This is a genomic window from Teichococcus aestuarii, from assembly GCF_042651065.1.
Classification (GTDB): Bacteria; Pseudomonadota; Alphaproteobacteria; order Acetobacterales; family Acetobacteraceae; genus Pseudoroseomonas; species Pseudoroseomonas aestuarii.
On the sequence record NZ_JBHSCH010000020.1, the window covers coordinates 28,374 to 52,890 of the forward strand.

Genomic DNA, 24,517 nt, shown 5'->3' on the forward strand with positions numbered 1-24,517 from the left:
CCTCAACCCGGGCGGGCGGCCCCGCCCGGGACGATCCGCCCGGGGGCGCCGGCGGGCAGGGCGCCCGTCTCCAGCCAGTGGCGGGCCAGCGGCCACAGCGTTTCCCGGAAGCGCTCGTGGAAGAAGGCGAAGTGGCCGATGGCGGCCACCCCGGCATCCTTGGGTGCCAGCCGCAGATGCGTCCGCGCGCTGGCGCGGTAGTAGGCCAGCAGCCGCTCGATGGCGGGGATGGTGCCGAACGGGTCGTCCTCCAGCCCGATTGCCAGGATCGGCGCGCCGATGGCGGCGAAGCGGGCGGGCAGGGCGGCGCCGTCCCGCAGCGTGTGCTCGAAGCGGGCGGCCATCCGGCTCCAGTCCCGCGCCACGCCGGCGGGGGTGTCCTCCATCCAGCCCAGGCGGCGGGCGGGGAGGTAGCCGAGCAGCCGGGCCAGCGCCGGCATCGCCACATGCCAGCGCAGCAGCATGGGCAGGCGGGCGGCGGGGGCGTAGTCCCGCCAATGGGCATACTGCGCGCCGACGGTGACGATGCGCCGCACCTGCCGCGCCGAGGGTGCCAACCCCACCGCGAAGCCGCCGATGGAATGCGCCACCACATCCACCGGCCGCCCAGGGAAGCGCACCATGGCCAGGCGCAGCGCGGCCTCCAGGTCTAGCTCGCCCCAGTCCCGCCAGTCCGCGCGGAAGCCGCGCAGCCGGGCGGGGCGGGATTCGCCGATGCCACGGTAGTCGAAGGTGACGACATCGAAGCCGGCCCCGGCGAGATGGGCGGCGAAGCGGCCATAGTAGCGGCTGCGTACCGAGGTGGCGGGGCTGACCACCACCACGGAGCGGTCCGGAACCGGCTGCCTGGCCGACCAGAGATGGCCGCCCAGCATCATGCCATCCGCCGCCTGGAAGCGGAGAGGCTCGCCCGCCTGCCCAGACGCCATGCCCATCCTGCCCTCCCGCTCCGCGTGCCGGTCTCCTGGCCATGCGGCGGGATGACGGCGACGGTCAAGACAGGACGAGGGGAGGAGCGCTTGACGCAACTTGGATACAAGAATACTAGTATACAAGTTTAGGAGTGAGGGAACGGACCATGACGGGTCTGGTGCTGGAGCACCGTGCGCCGATCGCCCGCGAGCTGTACGCGGCGCTGCGCCAGCGCATCCTCACCGGCGCGCTGGAACCCGGCACCACCATCTCCGAGACTTCCTATGCCGGGCAGATGGGCGTCAGCCGCACCCCGGTGCGCGAGGTGTTCCGCCGCCTGGCGGATGAGGGGCTGCTGGAAGTCCGGCCGCAGGTCGGCACCTATGTCGCCGCCATCAGCCTGACCGCGGTGCATGACAGCCAGTTCGTGCGCGAGACGCTGGAATGCCGCACCGTGCGCATGGCGGTGGAGCGTGCCCGGCCCGAGGATGACGCGGCCCTTCGCGCGCATCTGGAGCGGCAGCGCCCGGCCGTGCTGGCGGGCGACTACATCGCCTTCTTCCCCGCCGACGAGGCGCTGCATGTCGAGCTGATCCGGATGGCCGGCCGCGCCGCCATCTGGAGCGTCATCCAGGACGTCAAGACGCAGCTCGACCGCGTCCGCTACCTCTCCTTCGAAAGCCGCGACTGGCTCGGCAAGATCTTCGCCGAGCATGAGCGGATCGTGGAGCGCGTCATCGCCCGCGACGCCGACGGCGCCGAGGCGATCATGCGCGAGCACCTGCGCACCGTCTTCACCGCCATCGAGCGCCTGATGGCCAGCAAGCCCCATTTCTTCGCGCCCAGCCGCTGACAGCGGCGCAGCCAGGACGAATCCCCATGGTCGCCATCTCGGTCACCAGGCCGCATGTGCTGGAACTCTTCGACAACGCTCCCCTGCCCCCGCAGGCGGGGGAGGTGCAGATCCGCGTGCAGCGCGCCGGCATCTGCGGCTCGGACCTGCACATCTTCCACGGCAGCAACCCCTTCGCGAAGTATCCGCGCATCATCGGCCATGAATTCGCGGGGCAGGTGGAGGCGGTGGGCGAGGGCGTCGAGGGCCTGGCGCCCGGCGACCGCGTCGTGGTGGACCCGGTGGTTTCCTGCGGCCATTGCTACGCCTGCCGCATCGGCCGCTCCAATGTGTGCGGCAGGCTGGAGGTGCTGGGCGTCCATCGCGACGGCGGCTTCCGCGACCGCGTGACGGTGCCCGCCGCCAACGCCGTGAAGGTGCCGGACGGGCTGCCGATCGAGCTGGCCGCCCTGGCCGAGCCCTTCTCCATCGCCGCCAACGTGCTGACGCGCACCGGCATCGACGCGGGGGATTCCGTGCTGATCTACGGCGCCGGCACGGTGGGGCTGACGGTGCTGCAGGTGGCGAAGCTGCACGGCGCCCGCTGCATCGTGACCGACCTCGACGCGGCGCGGCTGGAGCGGGCGCGGAGCTTCGGCGCCGATGTGGTGGTGAACTCCGGCACGCACTCTGTGCCCGAGGCGGTGGCCGGCGAGCATGACGGGCTCGGCCCCTCGCTGGTGATCGACGGCGCCGGCGTGCCGGCGTTGCTGGAGGAGGCCTGCCGCGTGGCCAGTCCCGCCGCGCGCATCGGCATCCTCGGCTTCTCGCCCGCGCCCTGCAATGTGAGCCAGCAGGAGATCGTCAAGAAGGAGCTGACCCTGGTCGGCTCCCGCCTGAACCGGCGGCTGCTGCCGCAGGTGGTGCAATGGCTGGCCGAGGGCCGCCTGCGCCCCGCCGCCATGATCACCCAGACCTTCGCGGCGGCCGACGCGCCCGCCGCCTTCGAGCTCATCGAGAAGGACCCGGGCAGCACCGTGAAGGTGCAGCTCGCCTTCGACGCCTGACATCCGCCCTTCGGAGGAAAGCAAGAATGGCCATCACCCTCGCCCCCCGCCGCCGCACCGTGCTGGGCGGCCTCGCCGGCATCCTCGCCGCGGGCGTCGCCCCCGCCCACAAGGCCCATGCGGCGACGACGCTGAAGCTCGGCCATCTCGGCAACGAGGACAACACCTGGCACAAGGCCAGCCTGAAGTTCGCCGAGGAGGTGGCGCGCCGCACCAAGGGCGCCATCGAGATCCGCGTCTTCCCGAACGAGCAGCTCGGCAAGGAGACGGACCTCATCAAGGGCATCCAGCTCGGCACGGTGGACTTCACCATCACCGGTGAGTCGCTGCAGAACTGGGCGCCCTCCGCCGCGCTGCTGGCCGTGCCCTACGCGGTGCGCGACCTCGCGCACATGGACCGCGTCGTCAGCGGCCCGATCGGCGCCAAGATCGCCGAGGACATCGCGGCCAAGACGCAGCTGAAGACGCTGGCCTATTTCGCCCGCGGCCCGCGCTACCTCACCTCCAACCGGCCGATCACCCGACCCGAGGAGCTGAACGGGCTGAAGCTGCGCGTGCCGAACGTGCCGCTCTTCGTTAAGTTCTGGGAGGCGCTGGGCGCCAAGCCGACGCCGATGGCCTTCTCCGAGGTGTTCACCTCGCTGCAGAACCACACCATCGACGCGCAGGAGAACCCGCTGGCGCTGATCAAGTCGGCCAGCTTCAGCGAGGTGCAGAGCACCATCAACCGCACCGAGCATGTGTTGAGCTGGATCTACATCGTCGGCGGCACGCGCAAGCTGGGCCGCCTGCCGGCCGAGCAGCAGGCGGCCATCGCCGAGGCGGCCAAGGCCGCGCAGGAATATGAGCGCGCCCTGTTCCTGGAAGACGAGAAGAACCTCGCCGCCGAGCTGACCGCCAAGGGCATGAAGTTCGTCGACGTCGACAAGGCGGCCTTCGCCAGCAAGGGCAAGGAGGCGGTGGCCGGCGCGCTGAACGCCGAGATCCGCCCGCTCTACGAGCAGATCATCGCCGCCTGAGCCCCGGCCGGGGCGACGGGGGCCGGCCCCCGTCGCCTCCCGCGCGGAAGGAAACTCCATGCGCCTCGTCCTCGCCGCCGTGCTGGCGGCCATCCGCTCGGTGTGCCGCGCCGGCACGCTGCTCGCCTTCGCCGTGCTGATCGGCGTCGTCACCATCCAGGTGCTCGGCCGCATCCCCGGCTTCCCCTCCTTCTCCTGGACGGAGGAGGTGGCGCGCTTCGCCCTGGTCTATCTGGTCGGCTTCTCCTGCGGCCTGGCGCTGCTGCGCGGCGAGATGGTCAATGTCGACCTCTTCGTGGCGCCGCTACCGGCCGGCCTGCGCCGCGCCATCGAGCGGCTGGTGGACGCGATCGTGCTGGCCTTCAGCCTGCTCATCATCCCCGGCGCCTGGGATTACGTGACCTTCAGCATGGGCGAGCGCGCCCGCTCCATCGACATGCCGATGATCGTGATCTACGCGGTGATGCTGCTGATCCCGGTGTCGCTGGCCCTCTTCTCCGCCTTCCGGCTGCTCGGCCATGCCGAGACCCCGCCCGCCTCGCACGGGGAGCTCACCTGATGCTCGTCACGCTGCTCTTCGCCACCTTCGCCCTCTGCCTGGTGCTGGGCGCGCCGGTCGGCATCGCCCTGGGCCTCGCCGGCGCCGTCTACCTGATCGGCGCGGACATCGACCTCTCGGTGGTGGCGCAGTTCACCTATGCGGGCATGGACAGCTTCGTGCTGCTCTGCATCCCCGGCTTCGTGCTGGCCGGCAACCTGATGAATGGCGGCGGCATCACCGACCAGATCGTGCGCTTCGGCAATTCGCTGGTCGGCCACATCCGCGGCGGCCTCGGCCTCGCCAACGTCACGGGCTCGATGATCTTCGCCGGCATCTCCGGCACCGCGGTCGCCGAGACGGCCTCGATCGGCTCGGTCATGATCCCGGCCATGCGCCGCTCGGGCTACGATGCGCCCTTCGCCGCCGCCGTCACCGCCGCCGCCTCCACCGTCGGCCCGATCATCCCGCCCAGCGTGCCGATGATCATCGTCGGCACCCTCTCCGGCCTCTCGGTCGGCAAGATGTTCCTGGCCGGCGCCATCCCCGGGCTGCTGCTCGGCCTCGGCATGATGATCACGGTGTATATCCTCTCGCGCCGGCGCGGCTACCCGAAGGGGCAGTGGGCCGGCTTCGGCGAGATCCTGCGCTCCAGCCGCGGCGCCTTCTGGGCGCTGCTGATGACGGCCGTCATCCTCTACGGCATCGTGGGCGGCCTGTTCACGCCGACCGAGGCCTCGGTGGTCGCGGCGCTCTATGCCTTCGTCGTCGGGCTGTTCATCTACAAGGGCTTCACCCTGCGCGACATCCCCGGCATCCTGCTGGAGAGCGCCATCGGCTCCGGCGCGCTGATCCTGCTGGTGGGCTTCGCCAACGTGTTCGGCTGGATCCTGACCAGCGAGCAGATTCCGCAGCGCATCGCCGAGGCCATGCTCTCGGTCACCGACAACAAGTACCTCATCCTGCTGATGGTGAACGTGCTGCTGCTGATCGTCGGCACCTTCATGGAGACGATCGCGGCGCTGATCATCCTCTTCCCGCCGCTGCTGGCGGTGGCCACGGCGGTCGGCATCGACCCGATCCACTTCGCCATCGTCGTCGTGCTGAACCTGATGATCGGGCTGACGACGCCGCCGGTGGGGGTCTGCCTCTTCGTCGCCGCCAACATCGCCAAGGTATCGCTGGGCGCGGTCAGCCGGGCCATCATCCCCTTCCTGATCTGCAACATCATCGTGCTGATGCTGGTCAGCTTCATCCCCGGCATCTCGCTCTGGCTGCCGAGCCTCTACTTCAAGTGAGCCGCGCGGCGGTCCCGCCGGGGCCGCCGTCCCACCTCCTTCCCTCCGGTGCCCCGATGACCGAAGCCGCGCCCCGCCTCTCCCCCGCGACCCTCGGCCGCCTCGCGCCGGGCGGCGCCGTGCTGCTGCCGCGCTACGACCGCGCGGCGCTGCGCCCCGCCATCGTGCATCTCGGCCTCGGCGCCTTCTTCCGCGCCCATGGCGCCCACTACACCGAGGATGTGCTGAACCAGGCCGGCGGCGACTGGGGCATCCTCGGCGTCTCCCTCCAGCGGCCGGACCAGCGGGACCGGCTGGCGCCGCAGGGCGGCCTCTACACCACGCTGGAACGCGGGCCGGACGGCGAGCAGGCGCGCATCGTCGGCTGCCTGCTGGGCGTGATGGTGGCGCCCGAGGACCCCGCCGCCGTGGTGGCGCGCCTGGCCGACCCGGAGACGCGCATCGTCAGCCTGACCGTGACGGAGAAGGGCTACTGCCATGACCCCGCCACGGGCCGGCTGAACCTCGCCCACCCCGACATCGCGCACGACCTGGAGAACCCTGAAGCGCCGCGCAGCGCGGTGGGCTTCCTCGCCGCCGCGCTGCGCCGCCGCCGGGATGCGGGGCAGGCGCCCTTCACCGTGCTGTGCTGCGATAACCTGCCGCACAACGGTGCCCTCGTCGCCGGGCTGGTGCGGGACTTCGCCGCGCGGCTCGACCCGGCCTTCGCCGAATGGATCGCCGCCGAGGTGCGCTTCCCCGCCACCATGGTGGACCGCATCGTGCCCGCCCTCGCGGAGGCCGACCTCGCCGCCGCCGAGGCCGCCACGGGCCTGGCCGATCATGCGCCGGTGGGGCACGAGCCCTTCCGCCAATGGGTGATCGAGGACCGCTTCGGCCCCGCCGGGCGCCCGGCCTGGGAGATGGCGGGCGCGCAGCTCGTGGCCGATGTGGCGCCCTTCGAGCACATGAAGCTGCGCCTGCTGAACGGCGCGCATTCGGCGCTGGCCTATCTCGGCTACCTCGCCGGGCACGAGACCATCGTCGACGCCGTCTCGGACCCGGTCTTCGCCGCCTATGCCCGGCGGCTCTGGGCCGAGATCCGGCCCATGGTGCCACAGCCGCCCGGCCAGGATCTCGAAGCCTACACCGAGGCGCTGCTGGCGCGCTTCGGCAACCCCGCCATCCGGCACCGCACCTGGCAGATCGCGATGGATGGCTCGCAGAAGCTGCCGCAGCGCCTGCTCTCCACGGTGCGGGAGCGGCGGGCCGCGGGGCTGCCCATCCCGGCCCTGGCGCTCGCCATCGCCGCCTGGGCGCGCTACGCCGGCGGCACGGACGAGACGGGCGCGCCGATCAACGTGCGCGACCCGATGGCCGCAGAACTGCGCGCGCGGCTGGACGCCGCCGGGCCGCTGCCCGCCGCGCGCATCGCCGCGCTGCTGGCGGTGGAGGCCGTCTTCGGTACCGACCTGCCGGCCGACCCGGCCTTCGTCAGCGCCGTCACCACGGCCTATGAAACCCTGCTGAGCGCCGGCGCCCGCGCCGCCGCCTCGGCCTGACACGATCCCGCAAGGAGGGATTTCCCCCATGGAAGAAACCTGGCGCTGGTTCGGCCCCGACGACGCGGTAAAGCTGAACCACATCCGGCAGACCGGCGCGCGCGGCATCGTCACCTCGCTGCACCACATCCCCTATGGCGTGGTCTGGTCGGTGGAGGAGATCGAGAAGCGCAAGGCGATCCTGGCGGAGGATGCCTCGCTCGGCCTCTCCTGGAGCGTGGTCGAGAGCCTGCCGGTGCATGAGAAGATCCGCCGCGGCGATGCCGACTGCGCGGCGCTCTTCGAGAACTACCGCGCCTCGATGCGCAACCTCGCCGCCTGCGGCGTCAAGGTCATCTGCTACAACTTCATGCCGGTGCTGGACTGGACGCGCACCGAGCTGGCGCATCCGCTGCCCGGCGGCGGCACGGCGCTGCGCTTCAACGCGCACCAGTATGTGGCCTTCGACGTGTTCATGCTGGAGCGCCCCGGCGCGGCGGAGGGCGTGGCGCCCGAGCTGCTGGCCCGCGCCAAGCAGTGGGTGGACACCGCCACGCAGGCGCAGAAGGACACACTGCTCGCCTCCATCATGGCTGGCCTGCCCGGTGCCTTCGACCGCTACGACATCCCCGGCCTGCGCCGCATCCTGGCCGAGTACGGCCAGATGACGCGGGCCGACCTGCAGGCCAACCTGAAGCGCTTCCTGGAGGAGGTGATCCCCACGGCGGAGGAGGTCGGCATCAGCCTCTGCATGCATCCCGATGATCCGCCGCGCCCGCTCTTTGGCCTGCCGCGCATCGTCTCCAACGAGCAGGACATCGCCGACCTTCTGGCCATGGTGGACAGCCCGGCCAACGGGCTGACCCTGTGCAGCGGCTCGCTTGGCGCGGGGCCGGGCAACGACGTGCCGGCCATCGCCCGCCGCTTCGCGGACCGCATCCGCTTCGCGCATCTGCGCAACGTCGCCAAGGAGCCGGATGGCTCCTTCATGGAGGCCGACCATCTCGGCGGCGACGTGGACATGGTGGCCGTGGTCGAGGCGCTGCTCACCGAGCAGAAGCGACGTCAGGAAGCGGGCATCGCCGACTGGCGCATCCCCTTCCGCCCGGACCACGGGCACGAACTGCTGGATGATGTCGGCAAGCCGACCTTCCCGGGCTACCCGGCGATCGGCCGGATGCGCGGGTTGGCGGAGCTGCGTGGTGTCATCGCGGCCCTTGCCGCGGTGAAGAACCTGCCGGTCTGAGGCAGGGAAGGGCGGGGGATAGCCTCCCCCGCCGGGCCTCAGAGCATCGGGCGCCCGCCGGTCACCGGGATCAGTGCGCCGCTCATGTAGCTGCCCTCGTCGGAGGCCAGCAGCACATAGGCGCCGGCCAGTTCCGCCGGCTGGCCGGGGCGGCCCATCGGCGTGTTCTCGCCGAAGCTCTGCACCGTCTCGTCATCCATCGTCGAGGGGATCAGCGGCGTCCAGATCGGGCCGGGCGCCACGGCGTTCACGCGGACGCCCTTCTCCGCCACCAGCTGCGCCAGCCCGGCCGTGAAGTTGGCGATGGCGCCCTTCGTCGTCGCATAGGCCAGCAGGCTGGGCGAGGGGGTCTTGGCGTTGATCGAGCTGGTGTTGATGATGGCGGCGCCCGGCTTCAGGTGCGGCATCGCCGCCTTGCACAGGTAGAACTGGCTGTAGATGTTGGTGCGGAAGGTGACGTCCCACTCCTCCGCGCTGATGTCCTCGATGCCGGAGAAGGTCGCCTGGTGCGCGGCGTTGTTCACCAGGATGTCGAGCCGGCCAAATTCCTGGACCGCGCGCTGCACCAGCGCCTGGCAATGCGCCTCCTGCTTGATGTCGCCCGCCACCAGCACGGCCTTGCGCCCCGCCTGCTCCACCCAGCGGGCGGTCTCGCGCGCATCCTCCTCCTCGTTGTAGTAGGAGATCAGCACGTCCGCCCCCTCGCGCGCATAGGCGATGGCGACAGCGCGGCCGATGCCGGAATCCGCGCCGGTGATGAGCGCCGCGCGGCCCTGCAGCTTGCCGCTGCCCTTGTAGCTTTCCTCGCCATGGTCCGGGCGCGGACGCATCGCCTCGGTGCTGCCGGGCATCTCCTGCTGCTGCTTCGGCAGGGGGTTCTCGATGGTCATGTCGGTCTTCCTCGCATAGGGGCTGCGTGGCTAACCAGCGCGCCGCGCGAGAGTTCCGGCCGCATGCTGGCGCAATGGCCGGATGGCCGGGGGCCCCGCCCGGGCGCCATCCTCCCGGCTCCAGACCTCCGGGAGAGACCCCATGCCCCGCTTCCGCTGCGTGCCGATGCCGACCGGGACGGCGCGCCGCTTCCGCCAGACCGGCCGCGACGACCGTGGCCTGACGCTGCACCGCCGGGCGGTGGACGGCCCCGGCTTTCCCTGCCGCCACTGCCTGCGCCTCGGCCTGCCCGGCGAGACGATGCTGCTCGGCAGCTACGACCTGCCGCACCCGCTCGGCACCTACTGGACGCCGAGCCCCATTTTCCTGCACGCGGAGGAATGCCCGCGCTACGCGGCGGAGGACGAGATCGCTCCCATCGTGCTGGCCAACGGGCTGGTCTCGATCCGCGCCTATGACGCGGCGGAGCTGTGCCTCTACGATCTCGGCCATGTCTGCGAGGGCGCGGCGGTGGCCGCGCCGCTGGCGCGCGCCCTGGAGGACCCGCGCACCCGCTTCGTCAACATCCACACCGCCCGCCCCGGCTGCCTGCTGACCGCGGTGGAGCGGCTGGGCTAGCGGTGGAAGCTGCCGATTTGCCGCGCAGAACGGAAGCTCCTGCCGCGCGGCGTGGGCCAGGATCGGCGCCATCCCCCGGATGGATGGACGAGGACACCCCTGCATGGCCGCCTTCTCGCTGCGCCCGCTGACGCCCGACGACCTGCCGGCGGCGCAGGCCCTCACCGCCGCGCTGCGCTGGCCGCACCGGGTGGAGGACTGGGCCTTCGCCCTGGCCCTGGGCGAGGCGCTGGCGGCCGAGGTGGAGGGCCGGCTGGCCGGCACCGCCTTCGGCTGGCGGCATGGCGCGGATTTCGCCACGCTCGGCCTGGTGATCGTGGACGATGCCCTGCAGGGCCGGGGCATCGGCCGCCGGCTGACGCAGGGCGTGCTGGACCGCCTGGGCGAGGGCTGCCGGGTGCTGCTGCATGCCACCGAGCCCGGCCTGCCGCTCTATCGCAGCCTGGGCTTCCGGCCGGTGGGGGAGATCCGCCAGCACAATGGCCTGGTCGTGGCCGCGGGCGGGGAAGCGCCGCCGCCCGGCTTCCGCCTGCGGCCGCTGCGCCCGGAGGACGTGCCGGACCTGCTGGCGCTCGACGCCGAGGCCACCGGCATGGCGCGCGCCGCCCTGCTGCACGCCGTGCTGCCGCTGGCCGAGGGGGTGGTGCTGGAGCGGGCCGGGCGGGCGGCGGGCTTCGCGCTGATCCGCCCCTTCGGCCGGGGCGAGGTGGTGGGGCCGGTGGTGGCGCCCGGCGTGGCGGCGGCGCGGGCGCTGATCGGCCACTGGCTGGCGGCGCGCACGGGGCGATTCCTGCGGCTTGACGTGCCCCCGGAAAGCGGCCTCGGCGCCTGGCTGGCGGCACAGGGCCTGCCCGAGGTGAGCGGCGTCATTGGCATGATGCGCGGCGCGCCGCCGGCACGCTCGCCGGAGCTTGGTGTTTATGGGCTGGTCAGCCAGTCGCTGGGCTGAAGGCGGCGGGCGGCGCCGGACGCCCGGCAGGGGGTGCGCGGCAGCCACGGGCGGCTATGCTGGCAGGATCACGGCAGGAGGCGCGAGGCATGACGACAACAGCCCGGAGCGGGACGCCGGCCGCCACGCTGCGCCCCCTGGCGCCGGAGGACCTGCCCGCCGCGCAGCGGCTGAGCGCGCGGATGCGCTGGCCGCACCGCCTGGAGGACTGGGCCTTTTTGCGCCGCCTCGGCGAGGGTCTGGCGGCCGAGCGCGGCGGGCGGCTGGTCGGCACCGCCATGGGCTGGAGCCTTGGCGCCGGCTTCGCGCGCATCGGCATGGTACTGGCCGAACCGCCCGGCTACGACGCGGCGCTGGCCCGGCTGCTGATGCAGGCGCTGGTGGCGCGGCTGGAGCGGCCCGGCATCCTGCTCAACGCCACGCCGGCGGGGCTGCCGCTCTACACCGCGCTGGGCTTCGCGCCCACCGGCGTGGTGCGGCAGTACCAGGGCGCCTCCTTCTCCATCGGCCTCGTGCCGCTGCCGCCAGGCCACCGGCTGCGGCCCATCGGCCGGCGGGACCACCCGGCGCTGGCGGCGCTCGATGCGGCGGCGACAGGGCTCCCCCGTCCCGCGCTGGTCGGGGCGCTGCTGGACGGCGCCAAGGGCGTGGCGCTGGACCGCGCAGGGGAGGTGGCGGGCTTCGCGCTGCTGCGCCGCTTCGGCCAGGGCCAGGTGATCGGCCCCGTGGTTGCGCCGGACGAGGCGACGGCGAAGGCGCTGATCGGCCACTGGCTCGGGGTGCAGCAGGGGCAGTTCGTGCGCCTGGACGTGCCGGCGGAGAGCGGTCTGCCGGCCTGGCTGGAGGCGCTCGGCCTCGACGATGCCGGCATCGTCACCGGCATGGCGCTGGGCGATGTGCCGCGCCCGGCGGCGGATGCGCCGCGCTGCTACGCGCTGGCCAGCCAGAGCCTCGGCTGAGGCCGCGGCCTTGTCAGCCGCGCCGCCGCCTCGCTAGAGTCGGGCCTGGCCCCCGGAGGGTCTCCCCGACAACCGGAAACACGCCGCATGGTGCCTGGCGCCCCCAAGCTGGACCGCATCGACATCCGCATCCTCTCGCATCTGCAGAAGAACGGCCGCGCCACCAATGTCGAGCTGGCCGAGGCGGTAGGGCTTTCCGCCAGCCCCTGCCTGGCGCGCGTCAAGCGGCTGGAGAAGGCGGGCTACATCACCGGCTACAGCGCGCAGGTGCAGCTGCAGAAGCTCGGCAGCACCGTCATCATCTACACGCAGATCACCCTGGCCGACCACCGCAGCCAGGATTTCTCCCGCTTCGAATCCCGCGTGCGGCAGATGAGCGAGGTGACGGAGTGCTACCTCGTCAGCGGCGGCTACGACTACCTGATCAAGTTCGTCGCCTTCTCCATCCAGCACTACCAGGAGACGATGGAGCGGATGCTGGCGATGAACATCGGCGTGGAGAAGTACTTCTCCTATGTCGTGATGAAGCCGGTCTTCGTGAAGCAGCACCACGACCTGGAAGGCTTCCTCAACCGGACGGAATGAGGCGCCCGCTCAGGGGTCGGGCTGCAGGAGGCTCATGATCCAGAGGATCGTGGCCTCGCGGCCGGAGCGGTTGGCGAGGCCGTGCGGCTGGCGGCTGTCGAACTGGAAGCTGTCGCCCTCGGCCAGCTCCGCCTGCTGCCCGTCCACCGTCAGCACGACGCGGCCGGAGACGACATAGCCTCCCTTCTCGCCCGGCCCGGTCAGCATCTCCTCGGCGGCGGCGCCGGGCGGCAGCGTCACCATCAGGAAGCGCAGCCCGCGCTCGCCGCGTGGCGAGAGAAGCTCCTTCACCATCCGCGACGGCCCGACCAGCACCCGCGGGCGCTGCGCGCGGCGCTGCACGAAGGGAGGCGTCTCCGCCGCCTCCGGGCCGGGCTCGCCGCCGGGCTCGGCTTCCGCCGCGCCGAGGAAGGCCCAGAGATTGACCCCGAGCGCCGAGGTCAGGCGCTGGATCGTCTTGATCGAGGGATTGGACTGGCCGCGCTCGATCTGGCTGATCAGCCCGGCGGAGAGGCTGGCCTTCGCCGCCAGGGCGGGGATGGTCAGCCCCTGCTCGGCACGCAGCGCGCGCAGCCGGATGCCGATGCGCACCGCGCCATCCGCGGCCGGCGCTGCTGTCTCCGCCACTGTCATCCCGTGCGATCCTTTCCTCTGCGCGGCGGGAGAGTCGCGAATCGGGCGCTTCCGCCATTTTGCCGCGCCAGGGATGCAGAACACGGCTTGACCGGTGTTTCAATATAATGAAACGATCCATTCCGTCTTTCGGGCCGATCTGCGCCGGATGCGCGCGGAGGGGCGGAAGGCGGGGGAGGCCTGTGTCACGCGGCGCAACGCCATGCCGAAGGAAATGGGCTTGAGCAGCGTCTCCGCCTTGTTGCGACACCGCGCGAACCGCGATGCGGCCTGCCATGCCGCGTGGCCAACCCTGGATAGTGGAATGCCCGGACGATGAGCAGCTACGTGATACGCCGCCTGCTACAGGGTGCCGGCCTTTTGCTGCTTGTCTCGATGATCGGCTTCGCCATCCTGCATCTGGCGCCCGGCGGCCCGCTCTCGCAATTCGCCGCCGGCGGCGACATGACGCAGGAGGATCTCGACCGCGTCGCGGAGCAGCTCGGCCTGAACCGGCCGCTGCCGATCCAGTATCTCGACTGGCTGTGGCGCATGCTGCAGGGGGATTGGGGCGTTTCCTACCGCGACCAGCAGCCGGTGCTCTCCGTCATCGGCTCGCATCTGGGCGCGACGCTGGAGCTGATGCTGACCTCGACCCTGCTGGCCATGGCGATCGGCGCCTGGGTCGGCATCCTCGGCGCCATCCGCCGCTACTCGCTGTTCGACGGGCTGGCGACCATCGGCGCCATGATCGCCCTGTCCATCCCGACCTTCTGGTTCGGCCTGGTGGTGATCTACGTTTTCTCCGTCGGCCTCGAATGGCTGCCCTCGGGCAACCGCTACACGATCGGCGATGAGTCGCTCGCCAACCGCATCCACCACCTGATCGGCCCCTGCATGGTGCTGGCCCTGGTGAGCACGGCGGTGTGGAGCCGCTACATGCGCTCCTCGATGCTCGACGTGATCCACCAGGACTACATCCGCACCGCGCGCTCCAAGGGCATTCCGGAGCGGCGCATCCTGATCCACCACGCCGTGCGCAACGCGCTGCTGCCGATGATCACCATCACCGGCCTCCACCTGCCGACGCTGCTCAGCGGCGCGCTGGTGACGGAGACGGTGTTCACCTGGCCAGGGATGGGCCGGCTGTTCCTCGATTCCATCAACTACCGCGACTACCCGGTGGTGATGGGCATCCTGATGTTCACCGCCGTGCTGGTGCTGCTGGGCAGCCTGCTGGCCGACCTCCTCTACCATGTCGCGGACCCCCGCCTCGGAGCGAACCCCACATGAGCGCATCGAGCAGCGTGGTGGCGCCCGCCGCCCCGCCCCGGCCCGCCCGCCGCCGTGGCGGCGCGCTGCGCCGCTTCGCCCGCCACAAGCTGGCGGTGTTCGGCGCCGGCATCATCCTCTTCCTCACCCTGGCCTGCGCCATCGGCCCCTACCTGCTGCCCTTCACCGATACCTATATCGACATCATGCAGCGCTTCGCCCCACCCTTCTCCGGTGTGCATGTGCTGGGCACCGACGCGCTGGGGCGCGACATGCTGGCACGGCTGCTGATGGCGGGGCGCATCTCGCTGCTGGTGGGCTTCTCGGCCATGGCCATCAGCATGGTCATCGGCATCACCGTGGGCATCGTGTCGGGCTATTACGGCGGCGTGCTGGGCACGGTGCTGATGCGCTTCGTCGACGCCATGCTGTGCTTCCCCAGCATCTTCCTGCTGCTGGCCATTTCGGCGCTGATCAACGCCTCGGTCAGCTCCATCATCATCCTCATCGCCGTCACCTCCTGGATGGAGGTGGCGCGCATCGTCGAGGCGCAGATCCGCGCGCTGCGGGCGCGCGACTTCGCCGTGGCCGCCGAGGCGCTGGGCGCCAGCGACCGGCGCGTGATGTTCCGCGAGCTGCTGCCCAATGCCATCGCGCCCATCGTCGTCGCCGCCACGCTGAACGTGGCGCACGCCATCCTCGCCGAATCCTACATCAGCTTCCTCGGCTACGGCATCCAGCCGCCGACGCCGAGCTGGGGCAACATGCTCGACAGCGCGCAGAGCTACCTCACCAGCGCGCCCTGGCTCGCCATCCTGCCGGGCGCCGCCATCACCCTCGCGGTCACCAGCTTCAACTTCATCGGCGACGGGCTGCGGGACGCGCTCGACCCGCGCATGGATGGCCGGTGATGGAGACGGCCACCATGACACAGGCCCCCGCCCGCCCGGCCGCCGACGAGGACGACGTCCTCGAGGTGCGCGGCCTCAACATCTCCTTCCACACCCCGGCCGGCGAGATCCCGGCGGTGCGCGACGTCTCCTTCCGCGTCCGGCGCGGCGAGACGCTGGCGCTGGTGGGCGAATCCGGCTCGGGCAAGAGCGTCACCAGCCTCGGCATCCTGCGCCTCACGCCGAAGCCCCCCTTCTGCTCGATCAGCGGCCAGGTGCTGCTGCGCGGCCGGGACGGCACGATGCGCGACCTCGTCGCCCTGCCCGAGGCGGAGATGCGCGGCGTGCGCGGGCGCGACGCGGCGATGATCTTCCAGGAGCCGATGACCTCGCTGAACCCGGTGCACCGCGTTGGCGACCAGATCGCGGAATCCATCCGCTTCCACGAGGGGCTCAGCCGCCGCGCCGCGCTCGACAAGGCGGCCGACCTGCTGGACCTGGTCGGCATCCCCGATGCGCGCCGGCGGCTCGGCGCCTTCCCGCACGAGATGTCGGGCGGCATGCGCCAGCGCGTCATGATCGCCATGGCGCTGGCCTGCGAGCCGCGCCTGCTGATCGCCGACGAGCCGACCACGGCGCTCGACGTCACCATCCAGGCGCAGATCCTCGACCTGCTGCGCCGCCTGCAGGAACGCACGCGGATGGCCGTCATCTTCATCACCCACAATCTCGGCGTCGTCGCCGAGATCGCCGACCGGGTGATGGTGATGTACACCGGCCGCGTGGTGGAGCAGGCGGCGGTGCGCCCGCTCTTCCGGGCGCCGCTGATGCCCTACACGCGCGGCCTGCTGCGCTCCGTGCCGCGGCTCGACTTCGCGGGGCTGGGGCGGGAGAAGCTGGCTGCCATCCCCGGCACCGTGCCGGACCCGCTGGAGCCGCCGCCGGGATGCAGCTTCGGCCCCCGCTGCGGCGCCTTCCTGCCGGGAAGCTGCGACACCGCCATACCGCCCCTGCAGGAGGCGCTGCCCGGCCACCAGGTGCGCTGCGTGCGCTGGTCCGCCCTGACGGGGGAGGCGGCATGACCCCCGACATGGCCGCCCCCCTGCTGGAAGTGCGCGACCTGCGCAAATGGTTCGACGGGCCACGGCCGGGCCTGTTCCGCAAGCGGGCGGTGGTGAAGGCCGTCGATGGCGTCTCCTTCGACATCCGGCACGGCGAGGTGCTGAGCCTGGTGGGCGAATCCGGCTCCGGCAAGAGCACGGTGGGCCGCACCGTGCTGCGGCTGGCCCGGCCGACCGCCGGCCAGATCCGCTTCGCCGGCGACGACATCACCAGCCTCTCGCGCGATGCGCTGCGGCCCTTCCGCCAGAAGATGCAGCTCGTCTTCCAGGACCCCTACGCCTCGCTCAACCCGAAGATGACCGTGGAGGACATCGTCGGCGCGCCGCTGGAGATCCATGCGCCGGAGCTGTCCGCGGCGGCGCGGCGGCAGCGCGTGGCGGAGACGCTGGCGCTGGTCGGGCTGCTGCCGTCGCACGCGGCGCGCTACCCGCACGAGTTCTCGGGCGGCCAGCGGCAGCGCCTCGGCATCGCCCGCGCGCTGATCATGCAGCCGCAGCTGCTGATCGCCGACGAGCCGGTCTCGGCGCTCGACGTCTCGATCCAGGCGCAGGTGGTGAACCTGCTGCTGGAGCTGAAGGAGCGGCTCGGCCTCACCATCCTCTTCATCTCGCACGACCTCGCCGTGGTCGGGCACATCTCGGACCGCATCGCGGTGATGTATCTCGGCCGGCTGGTCGAGGTGGCGCCGACGCGCGCCCTCTTCACCATGCCGCGCCACCCCTATACCGAGGCGCTGCTCTCCGCCGTGCCGATCCCCGACCCCACCATCCAGCGGGAGCGGATCATGCTGGCGGGCGACATGCCGAGCCCGCTCGATCCGCCTTCGGGATGCAGCTTCCGCACGCGCTGCCGCTACGCCCTGCCGGCCTGCGCGGGCGCGGTGCCGGCGCTGCGCGAGGTGGCGCCGGGCCATCTCAAGGCCTGCATCCGCGACGACCTGCACCTCGTGGCGCCGACGGGGCTCGACGCATGAGCGCCGCCGGGCGCGTCTCGGCGCTGTGGCGCTACCCGGTCAGCTCGATGGGCGGCGAGCGGCTGGAGCGGATGGAATTGCTGCCCTCCGGCGCGGCGGGCGACCGAACCCATGGCGTGTTCCATGCCGGGACGGGCGAGATCGCCTATCCCGGCCGGAAGCGCGAATGGATGGCGCTGCCGCGCGCCTTCTCCCGCCGCGCGGCGGATGGCGCGGTGGAGGTCAGCACGGATGGGCAGGGCTGGACCGGCATCGATGATCCGGGCGGTCTAGCGCCGCTCTCCGCCCTCTATGGCTTCCCCGCCGCCATCCGCCCCTATGCCGGGGAAGGCGAGGCGGGTCCGCGGCCGCGCTACGCACGGGCGCCGCTGCACCTGCTGACCACCGCCGCGTTGCGCACCCTGCAGGCCGCCATTCCGGCCAGCGTGCTGGATGAGCGGCGCTTCCGCCCCAACATCCTGATCGACACGCCGGAGGATGTGCAGGGCATCCCGGAATATGGCTGGGTCGGGCGGGAGTTCCGGCTCGGCGGCGCCGTGCTGCGCGGCACCATCCCCTGTGCCCGCTGCGCCTTCACCACGCTGGAGCAGCCGGGCCTGCCGGACGACCGCGAGGTGCTGCGCGCCCTGCTGCACCGCTTCGGTCGCGATCTCGGCCTCTATTGCGAGGTGGTGCGGCCCGGCCCCATCACGGCGGGCGATGCCGTGACGCTGCCGGAGGTGTCCTCCGCCTGACGCGGCCGGGAGGGAGCGCCTCCCGGCCCGCACGCGGCCTTACGTGGCCCAGTACCATTCGCGCATGTTCCAGGTGTTCTGGCGCGCGTTGATGTTGGGGCGGTAGCCGATCAGCTGGTCCTTGGTGCCTTCCACCGGCGCGTACTGGAAGATGGGCAGGATCGGCAGCTCCTCGCGCACGATCTCCTGCAGGCGGAAATACACCGCCTTGCGGCGCGCCTGGTCGAAGCTCGTCTGGCCCTCGATCAGCAGCCTGTCCACCTCCGGGTTGACCCATTGCATGTAGTTGCCGCCGCTGCCGCCGCGCACGGGGATGGCGTCGCTGGCGAAGCGCGTCGCCGGGTCGGGGTCGATGCCGGTGCGGAAGGCGGTGCCCACCAGCAGCGACTGGAACTTGGAGCGCACATAGAATTCGCCCCAGATCACCGCCGCCGCCATGTTGTTGATCTTCATGGAGACGCCGATCTTCTGCCAGTCCTGCATCATCAGCTGCTGGCACTGCTCGCGCAGCGCCGCGCCGGTGGTGGTGGAGACGGCGAATTCCAGCGGCACGCCGTTCTTCTGGCGGATGCCGTTGCCGCCGCGCGCCCAGCCCGCCTTATCCAGCAGCGCGTTGGCGCGGCCGATGTCGAAGCTGTGCGCCGGAAGGTCCGGGTTGTAGGCCCAGGATTCGCGGGGGGCGTAGGATTCAGTCGGCTTGTGCAGGCCGTAGTAGATGATGTCGATGATGCCCTTCTTGTTGATGGCGTGGTACAGCGCCTGCCGCACCGCCTTCTCGGAGAGAGCGGGCAGCTCCAGGTTCGGCATCAGCACCTCGAGCGAGGCGTTCGGGATGGTCGTCACCTTGCGGCCCGGCAGCTTCACCGCCTCGGCATAGAAATTGGCCGGGATGCCGGTGCCGATGATCAGGTCCACCTGTCCGGTGCGGAACTGCGCGTAGAGCGCCGTCTGGTCCGGGATGTATTTCAGGATGGCCCGCTCCAGGTAGGGCCCCTTGCCGTGGTAGCGCTCATTGGCCGTGAGCTGGATGTGGTCGCCCGGCACGCGGCTGCTCCAGCGGAACGGTCCGGTGCCGACCGGCGCCGCGTTGAAGGGGGCCGTGTTCGGGTCCGCCGCCTTCTCCAGGATGTGCCGGGGCACGATGTAGGTGTTGGAGAGCAGCGCCAGATAGGGCGCATAGGCCTTCTCCATGCGCCAGGCGATCTCGTGCGGCCCCTTCACCACGATCTCGCGCACCAGGCTGTGGCCCTGGCGGGTGCGGGTGCGGAAGGCGGCGTTGTTGATCAGCTCCAGCGTGTAGCGCACATCCTCGGCGGTGAAGGGCGCGCCATCGTGCCAGACGGCGCCCTCGCGCAGCTTCACCGTCCAGGCCAGGCCATCCTCGCTGATGCCGCCATTCGCGGTGGAGGGCACCTCCACCGCCAGGTCCGGCACCAGCGTGCCGTCCGGCTCCGGGTACCACAGCGTGCTGAACACGTTCATCCACACCGTCTCGTCCACCTCGATGCCGGGCATCAGCGGGTTGAAGACGGTGGGCTCCTGCGAGATGCCGACGACCGCCTGCCCCTTGCGGGTGGCAGGCGGCGGCGGCACGGCGCGCTGCGCCCGCGCCCCGTTGCCCGCCAGCGTGGCGCCCGCGCCCAGCGCCAGCAGCCCGCGCCGGCCCAGCGCCGGGCGTGACAGGATGTTCCGGATGTTGTCCATGATGGTCAGCCCCCGCTGTGGCGCCCGCGGCCGGGCCGCAAGCCGCGGCCGGGAGCGCGCTCGTTCTTGCCCTGTGCCCGACACGCGCCGCGCGGCCATGGAGGCGGCGCGGCGTGACGGGATCGTCCCCCGCAGAGGCCGCCGGGCTTGCCGCCGGCTTGCATCTGCAACGCGGCGATTGTGCGCCGCGCGTGCGGCCAGGATCATGCCGATTGCGGCGGATCGTTGCGAAGAAAATACCGATTCCGGCCGGCGGCGCGGCAGGCCCTGCCGCCGCGCTCCCTCAGGAAATACGGTCCTGCAGGCGGTAGTAGAGGCCGGCCAGCGGCATGAACCAGGGCGGGCCGAAATGCCCGGGCACCGGCTTCCAGGCCAGGCCGCGGAACGGGTTGGCTTCCGGCCTGCCATCCATCACCGCGGCCATCACGCCCCCCATGTGCACCGACATCTGCACGCCATGGCCGCTGTAGCCGGTGGCATAGAACAGCCCGTCCTGCTCGCCGGCGCGCGGCAGCCGGTCCTGCGTCGCGTCGATGATGCCACCCCAGCAATAGTCGATGCCGACGCGGCCGAGCTGCGGGAAGGTCTCGTGCAGGCCGCGCTCCAGCACGCGGCCGCTCCTTGCGTCCGAGGCGCGGGAGGGCAGGGCGAAGCGCGCCCGCCCGCCCCAGACCAGCCGCCCGTCCGGCGTGGTGCGGAAGTAGTTGCCGATGATGCGGGTGGTGGTGCCGTTACGGCCCGTGGGCATGAGGGCGGCGAGCCGTGCCGCGCCCAGCGGCTCCGTGACGATGACGAAGGAGCCGAGCGGCACCAGGCGCCGGCGGAAGTAGAAGGGGCCGAGCCGGCTCGCCCCGGTGGCCAGCAGCACCTGCCGCGCCCGCAGCGTGCCGCGCGCCGTGGCGACCGCGTGCCCGCCCGCCTGCCGCTTCAGGGAGAGCACCGGGGTGTTCTCGAAGATGCGCGCACCCTGGCGGCGCGCCGCCTCGGCCAGCCCGGTGCCGAAGCGGCCGACATGCATCTGCGCGCTGCGGCGGAACACCAGCCCGCCGAAGAAGCGCTCCGAGCCGATCTCGGCGCCGAGCCGCTCGCGCGGCACCAGCTCGGTCTCCGCATCGGCCTCGCGGTGCAGCAGGTCGAAGCCGCGCGCCATCTTCTCGTAATGCGCGGGCTTCGCCGCCAGCTTGATCTTGCCGCAGCGCCGGAAGTCGCAGGCGATCTGTTCCTCGCGGGCGATGCGTTCCACCGTGTCCACCGCATCGTCGAAGGCGTGGTAGAGGCGGCGGGCGTGGTCGAGGCCGAGGCTGGCGGCGAGGCCGGCGAAGTCGTGCGCCGTGCCGTTGTTGACATGCCCGCCATTGCGGCCCGAGGCCGCGCCCATGACGCGCCCGGCCTCCAGCAGCGCCACGCTGGCGCCCTTGCGCGCCAGGTGCAGCGCGGCGGAGAGGCCGGTGAAGCCGCCGCCGATGACGGCGACATCGACGCTGCCCTCGGCCGGGCCCGGCTCCGCGCCGGTGAAGGGCGGGGCGGTGTCCAGCCAGTAGGGCAGCATCCTCACGTCACATCATCCCCGGCTTCTGGATGCGCGAGCCATCGACGAGCCGCGCGTAGCGGAAGGGCGTGGGGTCCACCACGGGGGCGCGGCCCAGCACGAGATCGGCCGCCAGCCGCCCCGCGCCGGGGCCGATGCCGAAGCCATGCCCGCTGTAGCCGGTGGAGAGGAACAGCCCCGGCAGCGGGTCCACCGCGCCGATCACCGGCACGGCGTCCGGCGTGGAATCGATCCAGCCACCCCACAGCTTCGCCATCTTCACCCCCGCCAGCGCCGGGTAGGAGCGGCCGAGCTGCGCCAGCGCCGGCGCCACGATGGCCGCGTTCGGCGTGGGGTCGAGGGTGCGCATGTCCTCCGCCTCGAAGATGGTGGGGCGGTCCATCCGCCAGCGCCCGGTGATCGCCTGCGGGCCGCGGAAGAAGGATTCGCCGAGGCCGAACTTCACCATCTTCCGCCGCGCCACCAGCGTCGGCCAGAACTTGCGCGCGTAGCGGATGCCCTGCGGCGTGATCTCGATCTGCCCGCGGTTGTTGGCGGCGATGATGTAGCCGCCATCCTCCCGCCGGCCGATCGTCACGTCCGGCGTGTAGAGGCCGCCGGGCGTCACCTCCGCCGCCGGCTCGGTGAGGAAGACGGTGGAGCGGATGCTCGACTGCGGCAGGTCGATGCCGTGCCGGCGCAGCAGCATCGACGACCAGGCGCCGCCCGCCAGCAGCACCGCGCCGGCGCGCAGCGTGCCGTGCTCGGTGATGACGCCGGCGACCCGGCCGCCCTGGATGTCGAGCCCGCGCACCGCGCAGCGCTGGTGGATGGTGGCGCCGAGGCGGCGCGCCGCGGCGGCGATGGCGGGCGCGGCCTTGCGCGGCTCGGCCATGCCGTCGCGCGGGGAATGCACGCCGCCGATCCAGCCGCCGCCCGGGGCGTGGTGCGGGTTCCTCGCTTCCGCCTCGGCGGCGGTGAGGATCTGGTTGTGCACCTGGTAGCCGCGCGCCATCTCCACCCAGCGGCGCCAGCTCTCCAGCTCCGCCTCGCTGCGCGTGACATAGGTCAGCCCGGTGCGGCGGAAGCCGACATCGATGCCCGCCTCGCGCGGCAGCGTGTCCCACAGCTCCATGCTCTTCAGCATGACGGGGATCTCGCGCTCGTCGCGGTTCTGCACCCGGCACCAGCCCCAGTTGCGGCTGGACTGCTCGCCGGCGATCACGCCCTTCTCCAGCAGCGCCACGCGCTGCCCCGCCTGGGCCAGGAAGTAGGCGGCGCAGACGCCGGCGATGCCGCCGCCGATGATCGCGACATCCACCTCCTGCGGCAGGGCGGTGTCACTGGCGACGGGATCGACGGGAGGCGACATGGGGCGGGACCGTTCCTGTGTTCAAGGCGGGGAGGGTGGCGGCTTTCTCAGAGGCCGAGAAGCCCCGGCAGGCCGCCGATGTCCGGGATTTCATGGAAGCCGTAGAAGGCGTTGCCGCGCGGCTCGTGCGCGCGGTTGACCCAGGCCTTGTCGCGGATGCCGAGGTCGTGCGCCGTCATCAGGTCGTAGCGGAAGGAGGAGGAGACGTGCAGCAGCTCCTCCGGCCGGGCGTTGAGCTGGCCCAGCATGTATTCGAAGGCCTGCATGCGCGGCTTGTAGGCCTGCGCCTGCTCGGCGGTGAAGACGGCGTGGAACGGCGCCTCCAGCAGCGCCACGTTGTGGTGGATCTGCTCGTCCATCGCGTTGGAGAGGATGACGAGGGGGAATTCCTTCGCCACCCGCGTCAGCGGCGCCGGCACGTCCGCGTGCGGGCCCCAGCCCGGTATGGCGTCGTAGAAGACGCGGCCATCGCCCGGCTCGCAGGCAATGCCGTGCTTGGCACAGGAGCGGCGTATGGCGTTCTCCAGCACCTCGGCATAGGGCTTCCAGGCGCCGAGCACCTCGTCCAGCCGGTAGGCGGTGAAGTCCCGCAGGAACGCCTCTATGCGCGCCTCCGGCACGCGGCCGGCAAAGTGCGCGCGGGCCACCGGGCCCATCTGGAAATTCGTCAGCGTGCCGTAGCAGTCGAAGGTGATGAACTTGGGCCGCAGGGGCATCAGGGGCATCCTTCCGGTCCGGCGCCGCCGGGTTGTCCGATGCCGCTATGCTAGGAGGCGCCGCCGGGCATGGAAGCGCCGTCGCCGCCGGGCGGAGCGAAGATCGTGCCGTTTCGCCCCGCCCCGCCGGCACATTGTGCGGCTGCTCAGCCGACGCTGATGTTCCGCTCGCGGATCAGGCGGCCATAGCTCTCGTGATCCGTGCGGATGAGGCGCGCGAACTCCTCGAGGGTCAGCGGGTCCAGCGTCATGTCGGGGGTGGCGCGCTGCCGCACCATCTCGCTCCGCACCGCCTTCCGCAGGGCATCGGCCAGGATGCGCTGCACCTCCGGCGGCGTGCCGGCGGGGGCGCAGATGCCGTGCCAGTAGCGCAGCACGAGGTCGGGGTGCCCGAGCTCGCGGAAGGTGGGCACCTCCGGCGTCGCCGCCAGGCGCTCGGGGGCGGAGAGCGCCAGCACGCGGAAGCGCCGGTTCTCCATATGCGGCAGCAGCGTGTTCAGCGAGCCGGCATAGAAGGGGATGCGGCCCGTCATCAGGTCGGCCAGCGCGGCCTGCTCGCCGCGGTAGGCGACATTGACCATGCGCAGGCCGGTGCGCCCCTGCAGCATCTCCATCACCAGATGCGGCGTGCTGCCATTGCCGACGCTGCCGAAGGGCTGGCCCGGGTTGTTCTTCAGCCAGGCCAGCGTGCCGGCCAGCTCGCCGCCCGGCACATCCGCCGCGGCGGCGAAGGCCACCGGCGCGCGGTAGACCAGCGTGAGCGGCGCGAAATCGGCCGGCTGGTAGGTGATGTTGGGGTAGAAATGCGGGTTCAGCGCCAGTGTGCTGGTGGCGACCCAGCCCAGCGTGTAGCCATCCTTTGCCGCCCGCGCCGCCGCCTCGGCGCCGATCATGGTGTTGGCGCCGGGCTTGTTCTCCACGACGATGGGCTGGCCCAGAGTCTCGCGCGCGGCCTCGGCCACGGCCCGGGCCAGCCCGTCGCCCACGCCGGGCGCGAAGGGATAGATCAGCCGCACCGGGCGGCTGGGGAACGGCGCCGCCTCGGCCCGCGCGCGCGGGGTGGCCAGGGCAGGCAGGGCCAGGGCGCCGAGCAGCGCCCGACGGGCCAGGGTGATGGACATGCTTCCTCCTCCGTGCCGGCCCTCTCTCGCGGCTTGCGG

General features: G+C 71.8%; 24 protein-coding genes. 16 read left to right on the forward strand and 8 right to left on the reverse strand.

Annotated features, from left to right (window positions below; all coding sequences use genetic code 11):
• Window positions 1–2: 2 nt before the first annotated feature.
• Window positions 3–935: an alpha/beta hydrolase family protein gene (locus ACFOY6_RS10285; RefSeq protein WP_379650536.1), complete on the reverse strand. Its 933-nt coding sequence runs from the start codon at window positions 933–935 to the stop codon at window positions 3–5.
• Between the two features lie 143 nt (window positions 936–1,078).
• Between ACFOY6_RS10285 and ACFOY6_RS10290 the strand changes: the two genes are divergently transcribed.
• From ACFOY6_RS10290 to uxuA, 7 genes are read left to right on the forward strand one after another with little or no spacing between them, the layout of a single operon-like run.
• Window positions 1,079–1,765 (forward strand): GntR family transcriptional regulator, encoded by a 687-nt coding sequence (locus tag ACFOY6_RS10290; protein ID WP_379640862.1) that lies wholly within the window; start codon window positions 1,079–1,081, stop codon window positions 1,763–1,765.
• A 26-nt stretch (window positions 1,766–1,791) separates the two neighbouring features.
• Window positions 1,792–2,811, forward strand: coding sequence for a Zn-dependent oxidoreductase (locus ACFOY6_RS10295; protein WP_379650538.1), 1,020 nt, complete (start codon window positions 1,792–1,794; stop codon window positions 2,809–2,811).
• A 26-nt stretch (window positions 2,812–2,837) separates the two neighbouring features.
• A complete protein-coding gene (locus tag ACFOY6_RS10300) occupies window positions 2,838–3,830 on the forward strand; it encodes a TRAP transporter substrate-binding protein (RefSeq protein ID WP_109517372.1) in 993 nt (330 codons plus the stop codon).
• 58 nt (window positions 3,831–3,888) lie between these two features.
• Window positions 3,889–4,389 carry a TRAP transporter small permease gene (locus ACFOY6_RS10305; protein ID WP_109517373.1) on the forward strand — a complete coding sequence of 167 codons (501 nt, stop codon included), beginning with the start codon at window positions 3,889–3,891 and terminating at the stop codon, window positions 4,387–4,389.
• Complete coding sequence (locus tag ACFOY6_RS10310; protein ID WP_109517374.1) at window positions 4,389–5,666, forward strand: TRAP transporter large permease; 1,278 nt, start codon at window positions 4,389–4,391, stop codon at window positions 5,664–5,666. The genes ACFOY6_RS10305 and ACFOY6_RS10310 overlap by 1 nt, the downstream gene beginning before the upstream one ends.
• A 56-nt stretch (window positions 5,667–5,722) precedes the next feature.
• On the forward strand, window positions 5,723–7,207 hold the full coding sequence (locus tag ACFOY6_RS10315) for a mannitol dehydrogenase family protein (RefSeq protein ID WP_379650541.1): 1,485 nt from the start codon (window positions 5,723–5,725) through the stop codon (window positions 7,205–7,207).
• Between the two features lie 28 nt (window positions 7,208–7,235).
• Window positions 7,236–8,432: a mannonate dehydratase gene (uxuA, locus tag ACFOY6_RS10320; protein ID WP_379640867.1), complete on the forward strand. Its 1,197-nt coding sequence runs from the start codon at window positions 7,236–7,238 to the stop codon at window positions 8,430–8,432.
• A gap of 38 nt (window positions 8,433–8,470) precedes the next feature.
• Here the strand turns inward: uxuA and ACFOY6_RS10325 are convergent, their stop codons facing one another.
• Window positions 8,471–9,322, reverse strand: coding sequence for an SDR family oxidoreductase (locus ACFOY6_RS10325; protein WP_379650543.1), 852 nt, complete (start codon window positions 9,320–9,322; stop codon window positions 8,471–8,473).
• A gap of 142 nt (window positions 9,323–9,464) precedes the next feature.
• Here ACFOY6_RS10325 and ACFOY6_RS10330 point away from each other — a divergent pair, with 142 nt between their 5' ends.
• The 4 genes from ACFOY6_RS10330 to ACFOY6_RS10345 all read left to right on the forward strand — a co-directional run bounded on the left by ACFOY6_RS10330 (window position 9,465) and on the right by ACFOY6_RS10345 (window position 12,434).
• On the forward strand, window positions 9,465–9,941 hold the full coding sequence (locus tag ACFOY6_RS10330) for a DUF1203 domain-containing protein (RefSeq protein ID WP_379640868.1): 477 nt from the start codon (window positions 9,465–9,467) through the stop codon (window positions 9,939–9,941).
• A 103-nt stretch (window positions 9,942–10,044) separates the two neighbouring features.
• Window positions 10,045–10,890, forward strand: coding sequence for a GNAT family N-acetyltransferase (locus ACFOY6_RS10335; protein ID WP_109517379.1), 846 nt, complete (start codon window positions 10,045–10,047; stop codon window positions 10,888–10,890).
• An 89-nt stretch (window positions 10,891–10,979) separates the two neighbouring features.
• Window positions 10,980–11,849: a GNAT family N-acetyltransferase gene (locus tag ACFOY6_RS10340; protein WP_379650546.1), complete on the forward strand. Its 870-nt coding sequence runs from the start codon at window positions 10,980–10,982 to the stop codon at window positions 11,847–11,849.
• An 87-nt stretch (window positions 11,850–11,936) separates the two neighbouring features.
• A complete protein-coding gene (locus ACFOY6_RS10345) occupies window positions 11,937–12,434 on the forward strand; it encodes an Lrp/AsnC family transcriptional regulator (protein WP_109517381.1) in 498 nt (165 codons plus the stop codon).
• A 9-nt stretch (window positions 12,435–12,443) separates the two neighbouring features.
• On the opposite strand, the gene ACFOY6_RS10350 is transcribed toward ACFOY6_RS10345, so the two are convergent.
• Window positions 12,444–13,067 (reverse strand): cupin domain-containing protein, encoded by a 624-nt coding sequence (locus ACFOY6_RS10350; RefSeq protein WP_379650548.1) that lies wholly within the window; start codon window positions 13,065–13,067, stop codon window positions 12,444–12,446.
• 315 nt (window positions 13,068–13,382) lie between these two features.
• Between ACFOY6_RS10350 and ACFOY6_RS10355 the strand changes: the two genes are divergently transcribed.
• Genes ACFOY6_RS10355 through ACFOY6_RS10375 form a run of 5 tightly spaced genes read left to right on the forward strand, consistent with a single transcriptional unit; the run spans window position 13,383 to window position 18,037 of the window.
• Complete coding sequence (locus tag ACFOY6_RS10355) at window positions 13,383–14,339, forward strand: ABC transporter permease (RefSeq protein ID WP_109517383.1); 957 nt, start codon at window positions 13,383–13,385, stop codon at window positions 14,337–14,339.
• Window positions 14,336–15,229: an ABC transporter permease gene (locus ACFOY6_RS10360; protein ID WP_379640874.1), complete on the forward strand. Its 894-nt coding sequence runs from the start codon at window positions 14,336–14,338 to the stop codon at window positions 15,227–15,229. Before ACFOY6_RS10355 ends, ACFOY6_RS10360 begins: the two co-directional genes overlap by 4 nt.
• Window positions 15,230–15,243: 14 nt before the next feature.
• Window positions 15,244–16,290 (forward strand): ABC transporter ATP-binding protein, encoded by a 1,047-nt coding sequence (locus ACFOY6_RS10365; RefSeq protein ID WP_379650550.1) that lies wholly within the window; start codon window positions 15,244–15,246, stop codon window positions 16,288–16,290.
• Window positions 16,287–17,303 (forward strand): ABC transporter ATP-binding protein, encoded by a 1,017-nt coding sequence (locus tag ACFOY6_RS10370; RefSeq protein ID WP_379650553.1) that lies wholly within the window; start codon window positions 16,287–16,289, stop codon window positions 17,301–17,303. Before ACFOY6_RS10365 ends, ACFOY6_RS10370 begins: the two co-directional genes overlap by 4 nt.
• Complete coding sequence (locus ACFOY6_RS10375) at window positions 17,300–18,037, forward strand: MOSC domain-containing protein (RefSeq protein ID WP_379640876.1); 738 nt, start codon at window positions 17,300–17,302, stop codon at window positions 18,035–18,037. The genes ACFOY6_RS10370 and ACFOY6_RS10375 overlap by 4 nt, the downstream gene beginning before the upstream one ends.
• 39 nt (window positions 18,038–18,076) lie before the next feature.
• Here the strand turns inward: ACFOY6_RS10375 and ACFOY6_RS10380 are convergent, their stop codons facing one another.
• The 5 genes from ACFOY6_RS10380 to ACFOY6_RS10400 all read right to left on the reverse strand — a co-directional run bounded on the left by ACFOY6_RS10380 (window position 18,077) and on the right by ACFOY6_RS10400 (window position 24,478).
• The gene (locus ACFOY6_RS10380) at window positions 18,077–19,741 is read right to left on the reverse strand and encodes a peptide ABC transporter substrate-binding protein (RefSeq protein ID WP_379650555.1); all 1,665 of its coding nucleotides are present in this window, start codon (window positions 19,739–19,741) and stop codon (window positions 18,077–18,079) included.
• Between the two features lie 283 nt (window positions 19,742–20,024).
• On the reverse strand, window positions 20,025–21,290 hold the full coding sequence (locus ACFOY6_RS10385) for an NAD(P)/FAD-dependent oxidoreductase (protein ID WP_379650575.1): 1,266 nt from the start codon (window positions 21,288–21,290) through the stop codon (window positions 20,025–20,027).
• A 7-nt stretch (window positions 21,291–21,297) separates the two neighbouring features.
• Window positions 21,298–22,641, reverse strand: coding sequence for an NAD(P)/FAD-dependent oxidoreductase (locus ACFOY6_RS10390; RefSeq protein ID WP_379650557.1), 1,344 nt, complete (start codon window positions 22,639–22,641; stop codon window positions 21,298–21,300).
• Window positions 22,642–22,688: 47 nt separating this feature from the next.
• Entirely contained in the window at window positions 22,689–23,357 is a 669-nt protein-coding gene (locus ACFOY6_RS10395; protein ID WP_379640880.1) for a haloacid dehalogenase type II, read from the reverse strand.
• A 146-nt stretch (window positions 23,358–23,503) separates the two neighbouring features.
• Entirely contained in the window at window positions 23,504–24,478 is a 975-nt protein-coding gene (locus ACFOY6_RS10400; protein WP_379650559.1) for a Bug family tripartite tricarboxylate transporter substrate binding protein, read from the reverse strand.
• Between the last annotated feature and the right edge of the window lie 39 nt (window positions 24,479–24,517).